General features: G+C 72.1%; 14 protein-coding genes and 2 pseudogenes. 9 read left to right on the top strand and 7 right to left on the bottom strand.

Annotated elements, in window-relative coordinates:
* Positions 1 to 3: 3 nt before the first annotated feature.
* Both AC067Z_RS14885 and AC067Z_RS14880 read left to right on the top strand, forming a co-directional pair.
* Positions 4 to 1218 carry an ROK family protein gene (locus tag AC067Z_RS14885; protein ID WP_478789891.1) on the top strand — a complete coding sequence of 405 codons (1215 nt, stop codon included), beginning with the start codon at positions 4 to 6 and terminating at the stop codon, positions 1216 to 1218.
* 69 nt (positions 1219 to 1287) lie between these two features.
* The gene (locus AC067Z_RS14880; protein WP_478789890.1) at positions 1288 to 2139 is read left to right on the top strand and encodes a YhjD/YihY/BrkB family envelope integrity protein; all 852 of its coding nucleotides are present in this window, start codon (positions 1288 to 1290) and stop codon (positions 2137 to 2139) included.
* Positions 2140 to 2218: 79 nt separating this feature from the next.
* On the opposite strand, the gene AC067Z_RS14875 is transcribed toward AC067Z_RS14880, so the two are convergent.
* On the bottom strand, positions 2219 to 2800 hold the full coding sequence (locus AC067Z_RS14875) for a DUF4865 family protein (protein ID WP_478789889.1): 582 nt from the start codon (positions 2798 to 2800) through the stop codon (positions 2219 to 2221).
* Positions 2801 to 3027: 227 nt separating this feature from the next.
* On the opposite strand from AC067Z_RS14875, the gene AC067Z_RS14870 reads away from it, so the two are divergent.
* The 3 genes and pseudogenes from AC067Z_RS14870 to AC067Z_RS14860 form a co-directional block, all read left to right on the top strand.
* A complete protein-coding gene (locus tag AC067Z_RS14870; RefSeq protein ID WP_478789888.1) occupies positions 3028 to 3312 on the top strand; it encodes an SHOCT domain-containing protein in 285 nt (94 codons plus the stop codon).
* Positions 3309 to 3587: pseudogene (locus tag AC067Z_RS14865) on the top strand (hypothetical protein); the annotation flags it as partial. The gene AC067Z_RS14870 and the pseudogene AC067Z_RS14865, both read left to right, overlap by 4 nt.
* A pseudogene (locus AC067Z_RS14860) lies at positions 3557 to 4693 on the top strand (ABC transporter permease); the annotation flags it as partial. The pseudogenes AC067Z_RS14865 and AC067Z_RS14860, both read left to right, overlap by 31 nt.
* A gap of 43 nt (positions 4694 to 4736) precedes the next feature.
* Here the strand turns inward: AC067Z_RS14860 and AC067Z_RS14855 are convergent.
* Complete coding sequence (locus AC067Z_RS14855) at positions 4737 to 5258, bottom strand: ATP-binding protein (RefSeq protein WP_478789887.1); 522 nt, start codon at positions 5256 to 5258, stop codon at positions 4737 to 4739.
* A gap of 181 nt (positions 5259 to 5439) precedes the next feature.
* Entirely contained in the window at positions 5440 to 5763 is a 324-nt protein-coding gene (locus AC067Z_RS14850) for a hypothetical protein (protein ID WP_478789886.1), read from the bottom strand.
* 196 nt (positions 5764 to 5959) lie between these two features.
* Here AC067Z_RS14850 and cds1 point away from each other — a divergent pair, with 196 nt between their 5' ends.
* The 3 genes from cds1 to AC067Z_RS14835 are packed head-to-tail and all read left to right on the top strand — an operon-like array spanning position 5960 to position 8351.
* On the top strand, positions 5960 to 7138 hold the full coding sequence (cds1, locus tag AC067Z_RS14845; RefSeq protein ID WP_478789885.1) for an L-cysteine desulfhydrase Cds1: 1179 nt from the start codon (positions 5960 to 5962) through the stop codon (positions 7136 to 7138).
* A gap of 55 nt (positions 7139 to 7193) precedes the next feature.
* Positions 7194 to 7772 (top strand): sugar O-acetyltransferase, encoded by a 579-nt coding sequence (locus AC067Z_RS14840; protein ID WP_478789884.1) that lies wholly within the window; start codon positions 7194 to 7196, stop codon positions 7770 to 7772.
* 9 nt (positions 7773 to 7781) lie between these two features.
* Positions 7782 to 8351, top strand: a complete 570-nt coding sequence (locus AC067Z_RS14835) for a TetR/AcrR family transcriptional regulator (RefSeq protein ID WP_478789883.1) — start codon at positions 7782 to 7784, stop codon at positions 8349 to 8351.
* Positions 8352 to 8425: 74 nt separating this feature from the next.
* Here AC067Z_RS14835 and AC067Z_RS14830 read toward each other — a convergent pair whose 3' ends face one another.
* The 3 genes from AC067Z_RS14830 to AC067Z_RS14820 all read right to left on the bottom strand — a co-directional run bounded on the left by AC067Z_RS14830 (position 8426) and on the right by AC067Z_RS14820 (position 10345).
* Positions 8426 to 8908, bottom strand: coding sequence for an SRPBCC family protein (locus AC067Z_RS14830; protein ID WP_478789882.1), 483 nt, complete (start codon positions 8906 to 8908; stop codon positions 8426 to 8428).
* 146 nt (positions 8909 to 9054) lie between these two features.
* The gene (locus tag AC067Z_RS14825; RefSeq protein WP_478789881.1) at positions 9055 to 9495 is read right to left on the bottom strand and encodes an SRPBCC family protein; all 441 of its coding nucleotides are present in this window, start codon (positions 9493 to 9495) and stop codon (positions 9055 to 9057) included.
* 4 nt (positions 9496 to 9499) lie between these two features.
* Positions 9500 to 10345, bottom strand: coding sequence for a DeoR/GlpR family DNA-binding transcription regulator (locus AC067Z_RS14820; RefSeq protein WP_478789880.1), 846 nt, complete (start codon positions 10343 to 10345; stop codon positions 9500 to 9502).
* 225 nt (positions 10346 to 10570) lie between these two features.
* Here AC067Z_RS14820 and AC067Z_RS14815 point away from each other — a divergent pair, with 225 nt between their 5' ends.
* Positions 10571 to 13027: a hypothetical protein gene (locus AC067Z_RS14815; protein ID WP_478789879.1), complete on the top strand. Its 2457-nt coding sequence runs from the start codon at positions 10571 to 10573 to the stop codon at positions 13025 to 13027.
* On the opposite strand, the gene AC067Z_RS14810 is transcribed toward AC067Z_RS14815, so the two are convergent.
* On the bottom strand, positions 12997 to 15420 hold the full coding sequence (locus AC067Z_RS14810; protein ID WP_478789878.1) for a right-handed parallel beta-helix repeat-containing protein: 2424 nt from the start codon (positions 15418 to 15420) through the stop codon (positions 12997 to 12999). The two genes, AC067Z_RS14815 and AC067Z_RS14810, sit on opposite strands and share 31 nt — an antisense overlap.
* Between the last annotated feature and the right edge of the window lie 38 nt (positions 15421 to 15458).

The raw sequence follows: 15458 nt of genomic DNA, 5'->3' as shown, positions 1-15458 counted from the left end.
TGCATGAACGGCAAGGCGACGACCACCCGCACACGACTGGAGAGAGGCCGCAGCGCGCTCGGCCCCGCCCTGGAACTGGTGCACACCGGACGCGCGCCCACGCGCGCCGTCCTCACGGCCGAGCTGGGCGTCACCCGCGCCACCGCGGGTGCCGTCGCCGCCGAACTGGAAGCGCTCGGCCTCATCCGCGTCGACTCCCGGCCCGGCGCCGCCGCAGGATCCCAGGGCAGGCCCTCGCACCGCCTCGCCGTGGACGACACCGGCCCGGTCGTCCTCGCTGCCCAGGTGCACGCCGACGGATTCCGCGCCGCCCTCGTCGGCCTCGGCGGGCGGACCGTCGCCACCGCACCGGGCTGCGTCACCGTCCAGGCCGACCCGGCCCAAGTGCTGGGCGAGGTCGTGGAGGCCGGTGCCGCGTTGCTGCGCGCGAGCGGCCGACGCTGCGTGGGCGCCGGTCTCGCCGTGCCCTCCGCCGTCGCCGAACCCGAGGGCACCGCCCTCAACCCCCTGCATCTGGCCTGGCCCGCGGGAGCGCCCGTGCGCGACATCTTCGCCGACCAGGTCGCCGCAGCGGGCATCCAGGGCCCCGCCTTCACCGGCAACGATGTCAACCTCGCCGCCCTCGCCGAGCACCGGCACGGAGCGGGCCGCGGCGCGCAGCATCTGCTCTGTGTCGCCACCGGCCACCGCGGCGTCGGCGGTGCACTCGTCCTCGACGGCAGACTTCACACCGGCAGTTCGGGCCTCGCGCTGGAGGTCGGCCACCTGACCGTCAACCCCGAGGGCCGCCCCTGCCACTGCGGCAGCCGGGGTTGCCTCGACGTCGAGGCCGATCCGCTCGCCTTTCTGACCGCCGCGGGACGCGACCTCGGCCCCGAGGTGTCGCTGCTCCAGCAGGCGAGGGACATGCTCCGCGGGGAGTACGAGAACCCTGCCGTACGCGGTGCCGCCGAGGAACTCATCGACCGCCTCGGCCTCGGCCTCGCCGGTCTGGTGAACATCCTCAACCCGGACCGGATCATCCTCGGTGGACTGCACCGCGAACTGCTCGAGGCCGACCCGGAACGCCTGCGGGCCGTCGTCGCCGACCGCAGCCTGTGGGGGCGCAGCGGCGGAGTGCCGATCCTGGCCTGCACCCTCGACCACAACAGCCTGGTCGGAGCGGCGGAGCTGGCCTGGCAGCCGGTCCTGGACGACCCCCTCGCCGCCCTCGCCTGACATCGCGCGAACCACCCGTCCGGCGGACGATCCGCGAGGCCTGTGGCGTCGGCGGGTAGTGCACGACGTATGACCGAGACGCCTTCCGGCCCGCATCGTGCGCACCGGTTCGAGCAGCTGCGCCGCAGGGTCGTCGAATCACCGGTCGGACTCGCCTGGAACCGCGGTCGCGAGGTGGAGCTGATGCATCGCGCGATGGGCTTCGCGGCGCTCGGCTTCCTCACCCTCGTCCCGCTCCTGATCGTCGTCGCGGCCGCGGACCCGGTGAGCGCGCAGGGCTTCGCCCGGTGGCTCGGTCAGGCGCTCGGGGTCTCCGAGGAGTCGCAACAGGAGGTCGAGGAACTGTTCGGCATGCCCGGCCAGGCACTGCAGCGCACCACGGCGTTCGGTCTGGCCGCACTCGCCGTCTTCGGTCTGACCTTCGGGTCGGCCGTCCAGACCGGCTACGAGAAGGTGTGGGATGTGCCCACGGCGCGCTGGCACACCATGTGGCGCCACGTGGTGTGGCTGGCGCTGCTCATTCTGTTCCTCGTGGTGTTCGTCAACATTCCGGTGCCCTCGGAGTCGGCGACGGTGTCCGCGCTGGGCACAGTGGCCGATCTGATCGGCACCTTCCTGTTCATCTGGGCCTCGCAGCGGCTGCTGCTCGGCGGCCGCGTCCGCTGGCGGGCCCTCGTGCCGGGGGCCGTGGCGACCGCCCTGGGCATGCTCGGCCTGCGCGTCTTCTCGCAGGTCGTCTTCTCGCCGCTGATCGCCTCGAACGCCGTGACGTACGGCCCGTTCGGCACCGTGCTGGTGATCCAGTCGTGGCTGGTCGGCGTCGGAGTGGTGGTCTACGGCGGGGCGCTGGTCGGCCGCATCTTCCATGAGGAACGGACGCGTCGGCGCGTGGAGCGGGAGCTTGCGCAGGACGAGCTCTGACCCGGGCGGGCCGGGACGAGCTCCGACCCCGGGCGGGCCGGGACGAGCTCCGACCCCGGGCGGGTCTGGGCGCCGATGCTCAGCGGTGCCGGCCACGCGGCAGCGCGCCGCGTTCCGGCTCGGAGAGGTGCAGGATTTCGTAGCGGTCGCCCGTCGCCGTGGGGGAGTCGTGCTCCCACAGGGTGACGTACAGCAGCTCCCACCGGCGCGGATCGTAGGCGAGCGCCGCGCAGACGACCCCCTCCAGGGCCGCGAGCCGTTCGGTCTCCGCGGCCGCCTCCTCGACGAACGGGCCCGGTGCCGCACCCGCCGGAAGGCGCTGTCTGCGCCGGACGGCGGTCCGCGGCCGTGCGGCCGCCGCAGGGCCGTCGTGGTACGCGACGCCCGCCCAGTGCAGCACCTCGGGGCGGCCGAAGTCGTCCACGATGCCCTGGAATCCGGGGCCGAGCAGAAAGGCGTTCATCCCCTCGGGTGCCGCCCACAGATACAGCGGGGCGTACTCGTTCACGGGTGATCCCTGGCCGCGTTCGCGCATCAGGTACGCCTTGAGGCCGAGGCCGGGGAAGCCGTCGAGCAGATGCCCCCGGCCCGCCACCCGCTCTCGGATGATCCCCATGTCGTAGTCGGCGGGCAGAGTGATCTCGTACTGCATCGCGTGCACGGCAGGTCAGCTCCTCGTCTCGGACAGTGATCACGGTACATACCAGTAGGTACAGAATCCAGGCGCGGTCGCATCACCGCTCGAAAGCAGTCCCGGAACGCCCGCGTACTCCCCGTGGGGTACGCCCACTGCCGCTGGCCGTACGACGACGCGGAGCCCCTCCCGGCGGGAGTCTCGGAAGCGTCACAGCACCACGTCATCGAGCGCCACCGAGGAGCTGAACCGAGATGAACACGCTGGCCTACGACGGGCCCGGCCCGTGGATCCTGTTCTTCCCGCTGATCTGGGCGGCCGTCGTCATCGGCGCCGTCACGGTCCTGCGCCGGACCGGTATCTGGCGCGGCCGGCGCGGTCCCTGGCAGGGTAGCCGCCCCGCCATCAGCGAGAGCTCGCCCATCGCCGTGCTCGGCCGCCGCTTCGCCGCGGGCGAGATCGACGAGGAGGAGTACTGGCGGCGGCTGTCCGTCCTGGACGAGCAGTTCGGCCGCGCGGCCAAGGACGGTGCGGCATGACCACCGTCACCGACGTCGGCCGCCCGCGACCGGATCACCAGCACGGCACCGCCGCCCGCGTCGTCGACGCGGTGAAGGTCTACGGCGTGGGCGACGCCGAAGTGAGGGCCCTGGACGGGGTGAGCGTCGGCTTCCCGGCCGGCCGCTTCACCGCCATCATGGGGCCCTCGGGACCCTGACATCGAGCTCCGTGCTCATCGGCGACACCGACCTCCGGAAAGTCCACGCTCATGCACTGCGCCGCCGGACTCGACACGGCAGCCTCGCCAAGCGCAACGCCCTGCGCAGCCCCAGGCGCACGGCCGCCACTGCCACCGCCCTGATGATCGGCGTCGCGGTCGTCTCGTTGTTCACCGTCTTCGGAGCCTCGCTGAAGGCGACGATGGACCGGACCGTCTCCCGCTCGTTCGCGGGCGATGTCGCGGTGAGCACACCGGCGTTCGGCGCGGGCGGCAGCGGACTCAGCCCCGAACTCGCCCCGGCGGTCGCCGAACTGCCCGAGGTGCGGTCCGCGGTCGGACTCGGACGCGGCGTGGCGGAGGTCGACGGCGGCGGACGGCAGCTGACCGTCACCGATCCGGCGGCGCTGGCCGGTTCGTTCGACCTCGGCGCCGTGCAGGGCTCGCTCGACGGGCTCGGCACGAACGGCATCGCAGTCGCCGACAGCGAGGCGGACAAGCACGGCTGGCAGCCCGGCTCAACGGCGCAGCTCACGTTCACCGACGGCACCGAGGAGACCTTCGCGGTGCGCGCCGTGTTCGAGGAGTCCGAACTCGCCGGTGACTACGTCATCACCCGTGAGGCATGGGCGCCGCACCGCGGCCAGGACTCCGACACGCTCGTCGCCGTCACCTTCGCGGAGGGCGTGAGCACGGCAGACGGAAAGCAGGCCGTGGAGAAGACGGCGGCCGCCTACGGCAACCCCGAGGTGCAGACCCGGGACGAGTACGCCGAGAGCTCGGCCGGGGCCATCGACATGATGCTGACCCTGGTCTACGCGCTCCTCGCACTCGCCGTGGTGATCGCGCTGCTCGGCATCGCCAACACGCTCACCCTGGCCATCCATGAACGGACCAGGGAACTGGGCCTGTTGCGCGCCGTCGGCCAGACCCGCAGCCAAGTGCGCGCCATGGTGCGCTGGGAGTCCGTGCTCGTCTCCGCGTTCGGAACGGCCGGAGGTCTGTCGCTCGGAGTGCTGCTCGGCTGGGTGCTGGTGGAGGCGTCGGAGAGTACGGGCGACACCGCGTTCGCATTCGCCGTCCCGCTGTCTCAGTTCCTCGTCGTCGCGCTCGTCGGTCTGGTGGCCGGGGCCGTCGCGGCCTGGCGGCCCGCGCGGCGGGCGGCCAGGCTCGACGTCCTGCGAGCGATCGCGACGGAGTGAGCGCTCCCGTGGGCGGCCGAACTGCCGCCTCCGCTCCGCCCGGTCAGCCGGCAACGGCAGACCGGGCGGTCGTCGGCGTGGTCACGTCCGCGGTCTCGGGCGCCTCGGTGAACGGGCCCGTGGTCGTCGCTCCGTAGACCGCGGGGTACCCGGGCAGTGCGACTGCCGGGCTCGAGGCGGGCAGGGTGAACCAGACGACCTTGCCGGCGTCGCCCGTCGGCCGAACTCCCCAGCTCTCGCTGAAGGCGGCCACCAGTGCGAGGCCGCGTCCGTGGGTGGCGGAGGAGTCCGCGTCATGGACGGTCGGCAGGCGTGGGTCGTGGTCATGGACGGAGACCGTGAGCCGGTCGAGCAGCAGCTCGACGTCCACGGTGCATGTCTTGTCCGGCTGAGCATGCCGGTGCACGTTGGTCAGCAGCTCGGTGACGCCGAGTGCGGCCTGGTCGATCAGAGGATCGAGATGCCAGTAGCGCAGTTGCGCCGAGATGATTCTGCGGACCTGACCGATCCGCGACGGCAGGGCCTGGAGCTCCACCGTGCAGTGCCTGCTGGGCTGGCTGATCACGGCTGCGACTCCCCGAAATAGTCCGGAAGAAGACGAGACAAGAGATCCAGCAGTCGGCCGCCTGCTGAACGTACCGACGGGGCTGGATCTCAGCGTGACCGCCGGTGAACCCTGAGTGATGTGGAATCAGCGTGAACCATGGCAGGTGGGGCCGCAACTCGCGGCACCCCTGTGCCCGTTCTCAACTCCTGTTGCCGCCCGCCCCGCGCACCGCGTCGAGGAAGCGTCCCGCGAGGGCCTTCGCCTCGGGCCGGTGGCTGCGCTGGCCCATCGTGAGCCGGTACCGCTTGCCGTTCACGGTCGCCACCGTGCTGTCGTCACCTGCGAACCACGGCCTGCCCGCGGAGACCGCGCGCACCGGCGCGCTCTCGATCACCTTGCCGTAGCTGGTCATCAGAGCCAGCCGGCCGTCCTTGATCAGCACCTGACCGGCGCGGGTGAGTGAACGCGGCCAGCGTTCGATCCGTACGCCCGTGGCACTGAAATCCGGCTCCGCGGTTGCCATCGTCTCCGCCCCCTTCGCAGTGACTCCTGTGGGAAGTCTGCACACTTGGGCCGCCGTGCACCAGTGCGCATGCCACCAGCCTCCCACAAGCGACTTCTATGGATCCCCAAAGTGAACGTTTGTGCAGGTGAGGGGCTTACTGTTGCCGACCGGGAAGGCAGTGGGAACAGTGGTGGACGAGGCAAGGGCGGCGCAGATGAGTACAAGTGAGAACCCAGTGACGGCCGGGATCGCGGCCGTATCGCCCGATCGGGTGACGGCGGGCTCCGGCGAGGCGGTGGCCACGGCCGACGTGGACCGCAGCGACCCCGCGTACCGGGCTTGGCTCAAAGAAGCCGTGCGCAAGGTGCAGGCCGACGCCAACCGGTCCGCCGACACCCACCTGCTGCGCTTCCCGCTCCCCGAGGAGTGGGGCATCGACCTCTACCTCAAGGACGAGTCCACGCACCCGACGGGCAGTCTCAAGCACCGGCTGGCCCGGTCGCTGTTCCTCTACGGCCTGTGCAACGGCTGGGTGCGGCCCGGCAAGCCCGTCATCGAGGCGTCCAGTGGATCGACCGCCGTCTCCGAGGCGTACTTCGCCAAGCTGATCGGTGTCCCCTTCGTCGCGGTGATGCCGCGGACCACGAGTCCCGAGAAGATCCGGCTGATCGAGTTCCACGGCGGGCAGTGCCACTTCGTCGACGACTCGCGGAAGATGTACGAGGAGTCCGCGGCCCTCGCCGCCCGCACCGGCGGCCATTACATGGACCAGTTCACCTACGCGGAACGGGCCACCGACTGGCGCGGCAACAACAACATCGCCGAGTCGGTCTACCAGCAACTGCGCCTGGAGCGTTACCCGGAGCCCGCCTGGATCGTCGCGACGGCCGGCACCGGGGGCACGTCGGCGACCATCGCGCGCTATGTGCACTACATGCAGCACGACACCCGGATCTGCGTCCCGGACCCGGAGAACTCGTGTTTCTTCGACGGCTGGACGAACGGCGACCCGTCGGCGAGCAGCGACTGCGGCTCGCGTATCGAGGGCATCGGCCGCCCGCGCATGGAGCCGAGCTTCGTGCCCGGTGCCATCGACCGGATGATGAAGGTGCCCGACGCGGCGAGCGTCGCCGCCGTGCGTGCCCTGGAGGCGGCCATCGGGCGCAAGGCGGGCGGCTCGACCGGTACCGGCCTGTGGAGCGCGCTGAAGATCGTCGCCGAGATGGTGCAGGGCGGGGAGAAGGGTAGCGTCGTCACTCTGATCTGCGACCCGGGCGACCGTTATCTCGACAAGTATTACTCCGACGTCTGGCTGGCGGATCAGGGCCTGGACATCCGCCCCTACGCTGCGGCGATCGAGTCCTTCCTGGACACGGGCGTCTGGCGCTGCTGAGCAACGCCCGGCTCAAGAGTGTACGACCGTACGCCTCAGGTGTACGGTCGTACGCATGACCGACCATTTCGCCGGTGACACCCGTACGAACCGTGAGCGCATGCTCGCCGGTGACCTCTATGTCGCCGACGATCCCGAGATCGCCCGCGCACAGCAGCGCGCCGTGCGTCTGGCCGCCGACTACCAGGCCGCCTACGCCCAGGACGCCGACGCCGCGCAGCCGCTGATCGCCGAACTGATCGGCGAACTCGGCTCCGGCGCCCACATCCGGCCACCGCTGTTCGTCGACTTCGGCACGTACATCAGCGTCGGCGAAGGGACCTTCGTCAATTTCAACCTCACCGCTCTGGACGTCGCCCCGATCACCATCGGCAGGGACTGCCAGATCGGCCCCAACGTCCAGCTGCTGACCCCCACGCACCCGCTGGAACCTCAGCCGCGCCGGGACAAGCTGGAGGCCGCGCTGCCGATCACCATCGGCGACAACGTCTGGCTCGGCGGGGGTGCGATCGTGCTGCCCGGGGTCACCATCGGTGACAACAGCGTCATCGGCGCGGGAGCCGTGGTCACCCGCGACATCCCGGCCGATGTCGTCGCCGTCGGCAACCCCGCCCGCGTCGTCCGGTCCCTGTAGGCGGCCGTCGTGGCGACCGGACGCATCGACCCCGAGCGGCGGGAGCGCATCATCGCCGCCGCACTGGACCTGATCGCCGAGGAGGGCGTCGCGGGCACCTCGCACCGCAAGGTCGCCGCCCGCGCCGGCGTCCCGCTCGGCTCCATGACCTATCACTTCAACAGCATGGACGAGCTGCTGCGCGAGGCGTTCACCCGCTTCTCCGACACCGTCGTCGCCCAGTTCGAGGAGAGCCTCGCCCCCGCGGCCGGCCCCGACGAGGCGCGGGAAGCGGTCGCCGGGCTCGTGCACCGCCTGTCGGGCGGCGGCCGGCGGGAACTGGTGCTCACGCACGAGCTGTACACGCTGGCCGCACGCCGGCCCGCCTTCCGCGAGCTGACACGCGCATGGATGCGCCGGAGCCGTGTCGCCCTGGAGCGCCACTTCGACCCCGCGACCGCCCGTCAGCTCGACGCCCTCATCGAAGGACTGGCCATCCACCGCGCCCTCGACACCGAACCGCACGACCGCGAGCTGACCGTCGAGGCCATCGCCCGTATCACCGCCGCTGCCCCGCTCTCACCCGGCGCCGGCACCTGACCGGCGACCGCCCCCGAACCGCCCGCCGGCGCCCTACCTGACGAGGGCGCCGGCCGGGTGCCGTATGCGGGGTTTCACGGGGTGCCCGATCCGGCGAGCCGGCGGTCGAGATTGCGCACGGCGTCCTTGAAAGCACGACCGAGGCCCGCCCTGCCCAGACGGAGCGCGAGCCGCAGCGGCGCGGGGCCGTCGGCGGCGAACGTCCACTGCACCCGCGAACCGGTCGCCGTCGGCGTGATCCGCCACTCCTCCACCAGAGCACGCAGGCCAGGGGCGTTGGTCTGCTCGATGCGGTACGCGTAACGGCTGTCCGGTTCCCTGGCCAGGATGCGTTCGGTGAACACCGTGCCGCCCTTGAGCCGGACCTCGCGGCCCGCGCCGCCCTCCGTCGACCGGGCGGCGGTCACGGCGGTGAACCAGTCGGGCAGCCCCGCCACGTCCTCGGCGAGCGCGGCGTACACGGCGGCCGGGGTGGCCGTCACCGGGGTCGAGAACACCAGACGTATCGGGGCATTCTCCACGAATTCCAGCTCGACCGGGCGCAGTTGACGTGCCATGGTCCGTACCTCCAGTGGCGGCGAAGGGCGGGTGGGGACCGCACACCCTAGCGGCGGCGCCGTGGGATGTCCCCTCCCTGCGCGTCCTCCACGGTCCGCGGGGAGCAGGGGCCGTGAGCGCCTGGTCCGCCTGCGGCCACCGGACCCTACGCCCCGCGTGCGAGCAGCCCGTCCAGCGCACGGCCGAACACCACCCGCGCCACCTGGGCGACCAGCGGATCGAGCACGCCGGGCAGCGGCCGGATCCGCAGCTCCTCCACCCACAGCACCACCGAACCGCCCGCCGCCGGATGCACGCCGATCTCGGCCCAGCCCGTGATCACCCGGCCCCGCTTCTCCAGCCGGCACCGGCCCGGGCGTCCGTGCGCAGGCGGCTCCCACCGGACGACCTCCATCGGGTCGTCGAAGCCGAAGCGTCCCAGCCCGCTGCGTGCGATGAACACCGTGCCCGTGCGTGTCGGGGCCGGACCGGCCACCGAGACCGACGTCAGCGGGACCTGCGCCGCATGCGCGGGCCAGTCCGTCACCCGCAGCCAGCATTGGCCGGCCGGCAGCGCGGTCCGCCGGCCGATCCGGAACACGGCCACCCGCTCAGCCGCCCTGCCCGTCGGCAGCCTCGTCCTCGCCCGCGACGACCAGGCCGGGCAGGAACTCGGCCATTTCCTCGCGCGCCGCCGCCGACAGACCGGCATCCGTCACCAGCGTGTCCACGTCCGACAGTTCGGCGAACGAACTCAGGCCCACCGTGCCCCACTTGGTGTGGTCGGCGACCACCACCACCCGTCGTGCCGCGCCCACGAACCGGCGATTCGTCTCCGCCTCCGCCAGATTGGGCGTGGACAGCCCCGCCTCCACCGAGATGCCGTGCACCCCGAGGAACAGCACGTCGAAGTGGAGCGAACGGATCGCCTGGTCCGCCACCGGCCCCACCAGCGAGTCCGAGGGAGTGCGCACGCCACCCGTGAGGACCACCGTCGCCGCCCCCGGCCGCGTGCCGCCCGCCGCTCCCGTGCGCTGCGCCGCGTGGAACACGTCCGCCACCCGCACCGAGTTCGTGACCACCGTCAGATCCGCAACGTCCAGCAGATGGTGAGCCAGCGCATACGTGGTCGTGCCGCCGGACAGCGCGATCGCGCTGCCGGGCACCGCCAGCCGCGCGGCCGCCCGCGCGATGTCCTCCTTGGCGCTCAGCTCCAGCGCCGACTTGGCCTCGAACCCCGGCTCGTGCGTGCTCGCCTCGACGACCGGAACGGCACCGCCGTGCACCTTCTCGACCACACCCTGGCGGGCCAGCGCGTCCAGGTCCCTGCGCACCGTCATGTCCGAGACGTTGAGCTTGCGCGTGAGCTCGTTGACCCGCACGCCGCCGCGCCTGCGGACCTCGTCGAGGATCAGGGCACGCCGCTGCTCCGCGAGCAGGTTCTGGTTGTCGCTCACCGCCGGGGCCGGTCCTTCCGTGTCGTCGCCGCACCTCGTCGTACAGCGCCTGTTGGCCAAGGTTTCTCATCCTCGCACGCGCTTCCCGCAGCGGGCTCGGGGAGATTCCGTAAGGGCCGTGCGGCGAACCGCCACGATCCGGGATTCTGGTCACGAACCGCTGCCCGGCCGCGCACCGATCCGCCCCCGCCGTCCGCACCCCCGACCAGAGAGCGAGGCACCTCAGTGTCCCCTGCCACCCCGGCACCGTACGGCGAAGGGCCCGCGCTGGAACTGCTGGTCCACGGCGTCGGCGGAGCCACCCCGCAGGATATGCTCGGCGACCCCCGCACGGTCCGGATCACCGGCGACGAGAAGGCGGCCGTGTACCGGCGCACCGACGACGCCGAGGCCGAGGCCCACCCCGAGCAGTACCTCGACCGGCCCGTCCCCGAGGCCTACTGCTGGTCCAACCTCACATCCGGCAACGGCGCCCGCGCCCTGTGGCTGCTGCTGCTTCCCTTCATGGTGGCCAACCTCGCCCACTGGATGCGGCCCAGGGCCAGAGGCAGCCGGCGCACCACCCGCCTGTACGGAGTGCTGGTACGCCTCGTCGCGCTCAGCCTCACGGTGCTGTTGACGGCCGCCGCCAGCGAGGTCGCGCTCGACCTGCTGGCCTGGCAGTGCGCCGGTTCCGGACAGTGCGCCGGCGACCGGTCCTGGCTCGGCTTCCTCTCCGCGGAGCGCGGCGGCTGGTGGTCGCAGCCCGGCCGGCGTCTCGCACTCGCCGCCGTGGTGCCGACCGCACTCGTCGCCCTGCTCTGGTACCTGTCCAACCGGACCTGGAGCGCGTACGAGTCGCAGCGTCCGCCCACCGGCGAGGACGGGCTTCCCGCCGACGAGGACGCCCGGGACGAGGACGCCGACACCGACGAGGACGAGGCAGCAGGGGAGGAGCGGACGGACGGCGAGAGGGCACGGGTGCCCCTCGTACGGCCCGCGCTCGGCAGGCCCGGCTTCTGGTACGGCCGCCGGCTCGTCGCCCGGCTGCGCGCCGCGCACACCGCGGCCGGATTCCTCACCGTTGCGGCTGCCGTCGGCGGGGCCGCCGCCCGCCACGACCGCTCGGCCGACAACACGCTGCTGGAGATCTGCGGCGTACTGCTGGAGGGCGCGCTCGCGACCGCCGGTGCCGCCGTGCTGTGGGTCGTGTTCCGCAGGGGCCGCAGCGAGAAGCGCATGGACGCACGGCTCGACCGGGCGGCCGTACGCTTCCTGCCCGGAACCGCGCTCGCGCTGCTGCTCCTCGCCGTGCTCTACGCCTCCTGGTCGCGGCCCGGCTGGGTCTCCACCGCCACGCTGCCCGGCGACGTCACCTTCCGCGTCATCGTCCTCGCCCAGGGAACCCTCGTCGTCGCCCTCGCCGTCGTCGCCCTGCGGCTGCACCGCCGCGCGGACCACCCGCGCGCCGTGCTCCACGGACTCGGCGGCCCCGCCGTCGCCATGCTCGCCTGCGCCCTCGGCGGCGTGATGACCGGCGGGGTCGCGCAGCGCGTCGCGGACTGGCTCGACGGCTCGGGCACACCGGGCATGGACGATCGCGGCACCATCCCCGGTCCGCCCGTCCTCCTGAGCTGGCAGGCCTCCGTCATCCCCGTGCTGCTGACCGCCCTGCTGCTCCCAGCGCTCGCCCTCGGATTACGGACCTGGCTCCGCGGACGCCGTCTCGCCCCCGCCGTCGAGGCCGACTACCGAGAGCGCCGCCCGGAGCCCTCCCGTACCCGGCGGATCGCCGGTACCCGTGCGCGGTCTCAACTCACCGACGACGCACCGCTCTTGGTCGGCATCCTGGCCGGTTCCACGCTCCTGCTCGGCATCGTCGCCGTCGCCGGCGCCTGGCTGAGCGGCGAGGTACCCGGCCGTGCCTTCGGCGACGGCGGCCCGACCGACACCGTGGCCGAGACCGCCCAGGCACTCGGCTCCTGGCTCGTCGGCTTCGGCTTCATACTGTTCGTCACCATGGGGCGGCGCGCCTACCGCGACAGGTCCGCCCGCCGCACCATCGGCATCCTGTGGGACGTCGGCACGTTCTGGCCGCGCGCCGCCCATCCCTTCGCACCGCCCTGCTACGCCGAGCGTGCCGTGCCCGACCTGACCTGGCGCATGTGCACATGGACGGCCCGCAGCGGTGGACGCCTCGTCATCTCCGGCCACTCCCAGGGCAGTGTGCTCGCGGCGGCGGCCGTGTGGCAGTTGCCCTCGGTGACACGCCGCCGTGTTGCCCTGCTGACCTACGGATCACCGCTGGAACGGCTCTACGGCCGCTGGTTCCCCGCCTACTTCGGGCCCACCGCCCTTGCCGAGCTCAACAGCCAGATCGACTGCTGGCGCAATCTGTGGCGGGCCACCGACCCCATCGGCGGGCCCGTGCTGATCCCCGCGGCGAACGGCCACCCCGACGTCGACCGCGACGCGCTCAAGGACCCTCTCGTCCACGGCCGTTCCGACCGCTATCCACTACCGGAGCCCATCCTCGGACACTCGGAGTACCAGGCCGATCCGGTGTTCGCGAAGGAGCGGGCCCATCTGCTCGACCGGCTCACGCCGCTCGTGCCGCATCAGTCGCACGCGGACACACAGGCGCACGCCGACGCCGAGACGCATGCCGACCCTCAGGGCAGTTCGGGCAGATCCTCGGAGTAGAGGAGCGTCAGATCGTCGGTGCTCACCTCGGCGAGTTCGGCGACCCGTACCGCGTGCCGTTCCACCATCGACTCGAACGTCTGGCGCGCGGTACGGCCGTTGCCGAACGCAGGGCCCTTGGGCAGCACCGTGAAGTACTTCAGCAGCGCCTCGGCCGTCCCCTCGCCCAGCCGGTACTCGTGCTCCTCGGCCTGCTGCTCCACGATCCGCAGCAGTTCCTCCGGCGCGTAGTCGTGGAAGGTGATGGTCCGTGAGAAACGGGACGCCACACCGGGGTTGACCGTGAGGAACCGCTCCATCTCGGCGGTGTAGCCGGCCACGATCACCACGACCGAATCCCGGTGGTCCTCCATCAGTTTCACCAGGGTGTCGATGGCCTCCTTGCCGAAATCCCGGCCGGAGTCCTCGGGGGACAGGGCGTACGCCTCGTCGATGAAGAGCACCCCGCCGTGCGCCCGGACGAAGGCCTCCTGGGTGCGGATCGCGGTGGAGCCGATGTGCTCGCCCACCAGGTCCACCCGGGACACCTCGACGAGATGGCCCCGCTCCAGCACCCCGAGGGAGGCCAGGATCTCGCCGTAGAGCCGGGCGACCGTCGTCTTGCCGGTGCCGGGGGAGCCGGTGAAGACGAGATGACGGCGTACGGACGCGGCCTTCAGCCCTGCCTCCTGACGGCGCCGGCCGACCTCGATCATGTTGGTCAGAGTGCGCACCTCGCGCTTGACGCTGTCCAGGCCCACCAGCGCGTCCAGTTCACCGAGGACGGCACCGGAGCTGCGCACCGCTTCGTCGGCCGCCGAAGCAGAGGGGTCGGCGGCCGCTGCCGGGGGAGCGGAAGTCGGGGCGGGGACGGTGGACAGCAGACCGGGCGACCGGGGCGCGGTCAGCACGGCGGTCGCCCGCTCCGCACCCGGCCGGACCGTGCCGCTCTCGTCACTCGTGCAGTCCTCGACCACCGGGCCGTCGTCCTCGCCGCACTCGTAACCCCCGCGGGTGCACCGCTCGGTGCGGCAGCGGCTCAGAAGGGTGCGGCAGCCGTCCATCACGTGGAAGCCGTACCCCCCGCTGCCGGTCACCCGGCAGCCGCGGAACGTGCCCCGGCCTTCGGCGGACACATAGAACCCGGCCTCGGCGGGCGAGGTGACCGTGCAGCGTTCGATCAGCGGGTCTGCGCCCTTGGTCACGATGACACCGGTCTGCGCCGCGTCTATCGTGCAGCCGTTGAGCGTGCCACCGCTGCCGTGGTCACGGAACCAGGCACCGGTGGACACCTCGCGAATACGGCAGTCGTCGAGCTGCGCGGTGGCCCCGTCGCTCACCGACACCGCCGTGTTGCGCACTTGGGACAGGTCGCTGTCCACGACGTCGGCGCGTGAACCGCGGTCCAGGACGAACAGGGCGTCGGGCACGTCGTGCACGCGGCAGGAGTCCAGCACCGCCGTCGCGCCGTCGCTCACCCAGACTGCCGGGTAGTCGCCCGTACTGTCGTGGATCTCGCACTGGTTGGCGTCCACCCGGGTGCCCGGGTCCCAGACGGACAGCCCGTTGCGGCCGAAGCGGCGCACCGTGGAACGGGTGAGGGTGAGCACGGAACGCGAACGCAGGTCGATCGCGTTCTCCGGGATGTCGTGGATGTCGCAGTCGGAGAGCGTGAGCACGGCGTCCGTGTCGAGCGTGATCCCGTCCGACGAGGTCCGGTGCACGGAGGAGTCCGTCAGATGCGCCGCGGCCCGCGAGGCGATCTGCACCCCGGTGCCCTTGATCTCGTAGATCTCGCAGCCGATGGCCTCCAGCCCGCTGCCCTCACCGGTGACCGCGATCCCCGCGCCGGAGGTGTGGTGCACCCGGCAGCGCTCCAGTCGCGGATGCGCCCCGTCGCGCACCGACACACCCGACTGGCCCGCGGCGACGACCTCGCACTCCTCGAACACCCCGCCGGCGCCGTCCAGTACGGCGATACCGACGCCCCCCGGATTGTCGACGGTGCAGCGGCGCACCGTCGGCCGGGCAGCGCCGCGCACCTCGAGCCCGGCCGCGGAACGCGTCACGATCCGCAGATCCGTCAGCTCGGGCGTGCCGTCCTCGACGAGCAGCGCGGGCGCCGCGGAGTCCTGGCCCTCGACATGGAGGTCCTGCACGGTGGCGGAGGCGCGCACGGTCACCGCCACACCGTCGACGGGCGCGATGCGCACGGACCCGACCGCGCCCTCGGGACCGCGCAGCGTCACTGCCCGCTGGATCACGAGATTCTCGCGGTACGTCCCCGGGGCCACGGTGAGAACGTCGCCGTCACCGGCGGCCTCCAGGGCGGCGGCGAGAGAGGCGTACTCGCCCGTGCGGCGCCGCCACCGCGATGTGCCGGTGTGCGTCACCTGGACCGTGCCCTGTGCCATCGTGCTGCTCTGCCCCCACCTCGTGTTCCGTGCACCGC

The sequence above is a fragment of the Streptomyces sp. NPDC043812 genome, from assembly GCF_056436245.1.
This window is presented reverse-complemented; position numbering and strand designations above follow the sequence as displayed.

Bases quoted from the DNA above. Each gene is read 5' to 3' on its own strand.
- AC067Z_RS14810 (WP_478789878.1), bottom strand. From the start codon at position 15,420: ATGGCACAGGGCACGGTCCAGGTGACGCACACCGGCACATCGCGGTGG.
- AC067Z_RS14830 (WP_478789882.1), bottom strand. From the start codon at position 8,908: ATGGCACGTCAACTGCGCCCGGTCGAGCTGGAATTCGTGGAGAATGCC.
- AC067Z_RS14840 (WP_478789884.1), top strand. From the start codon at position 7,194: ATGACCGACCATTTCGCCGGTGACACCCGTACGAACCGTGAGCGCATG.
- AC067Z_RS14870 (WP_478789888.1), top strand. From the start codon at position 3,028: ATGAACACGCTGGCCTACGACGGGCCCGGCCCGTGGATCCTGTTCTTC.
- AC067Z_RS14850 (WP_478789886.1), bottom strand. From the start codon at position 5,763: ATGGCAACCGCGGAGCCGGATTTCAGTGCCACGGGCGTACGGATCGAA.
- AC067Z_RS14880 (WP_478789890.1), top strand. From the start codon at position 1,288: ATGACCGAGACGCCTTCCGGCCCGCATCGTGCGCACCGGTTCGAGCAG.
- AC067Z_RS14885 (WP_478789891.1), top strand. From the start codon at position 4: ATGAACGGCAAGGCGACGACCACCCGCACACGACTGGAGAGAGGCCGC.
- cds1 (WP_478789885.1), top strand. From the start codon at position 5,960: ATGAGTACAAGTGAGAACCCAGTGACGGCCGGGATCGCGGCCGTATCG.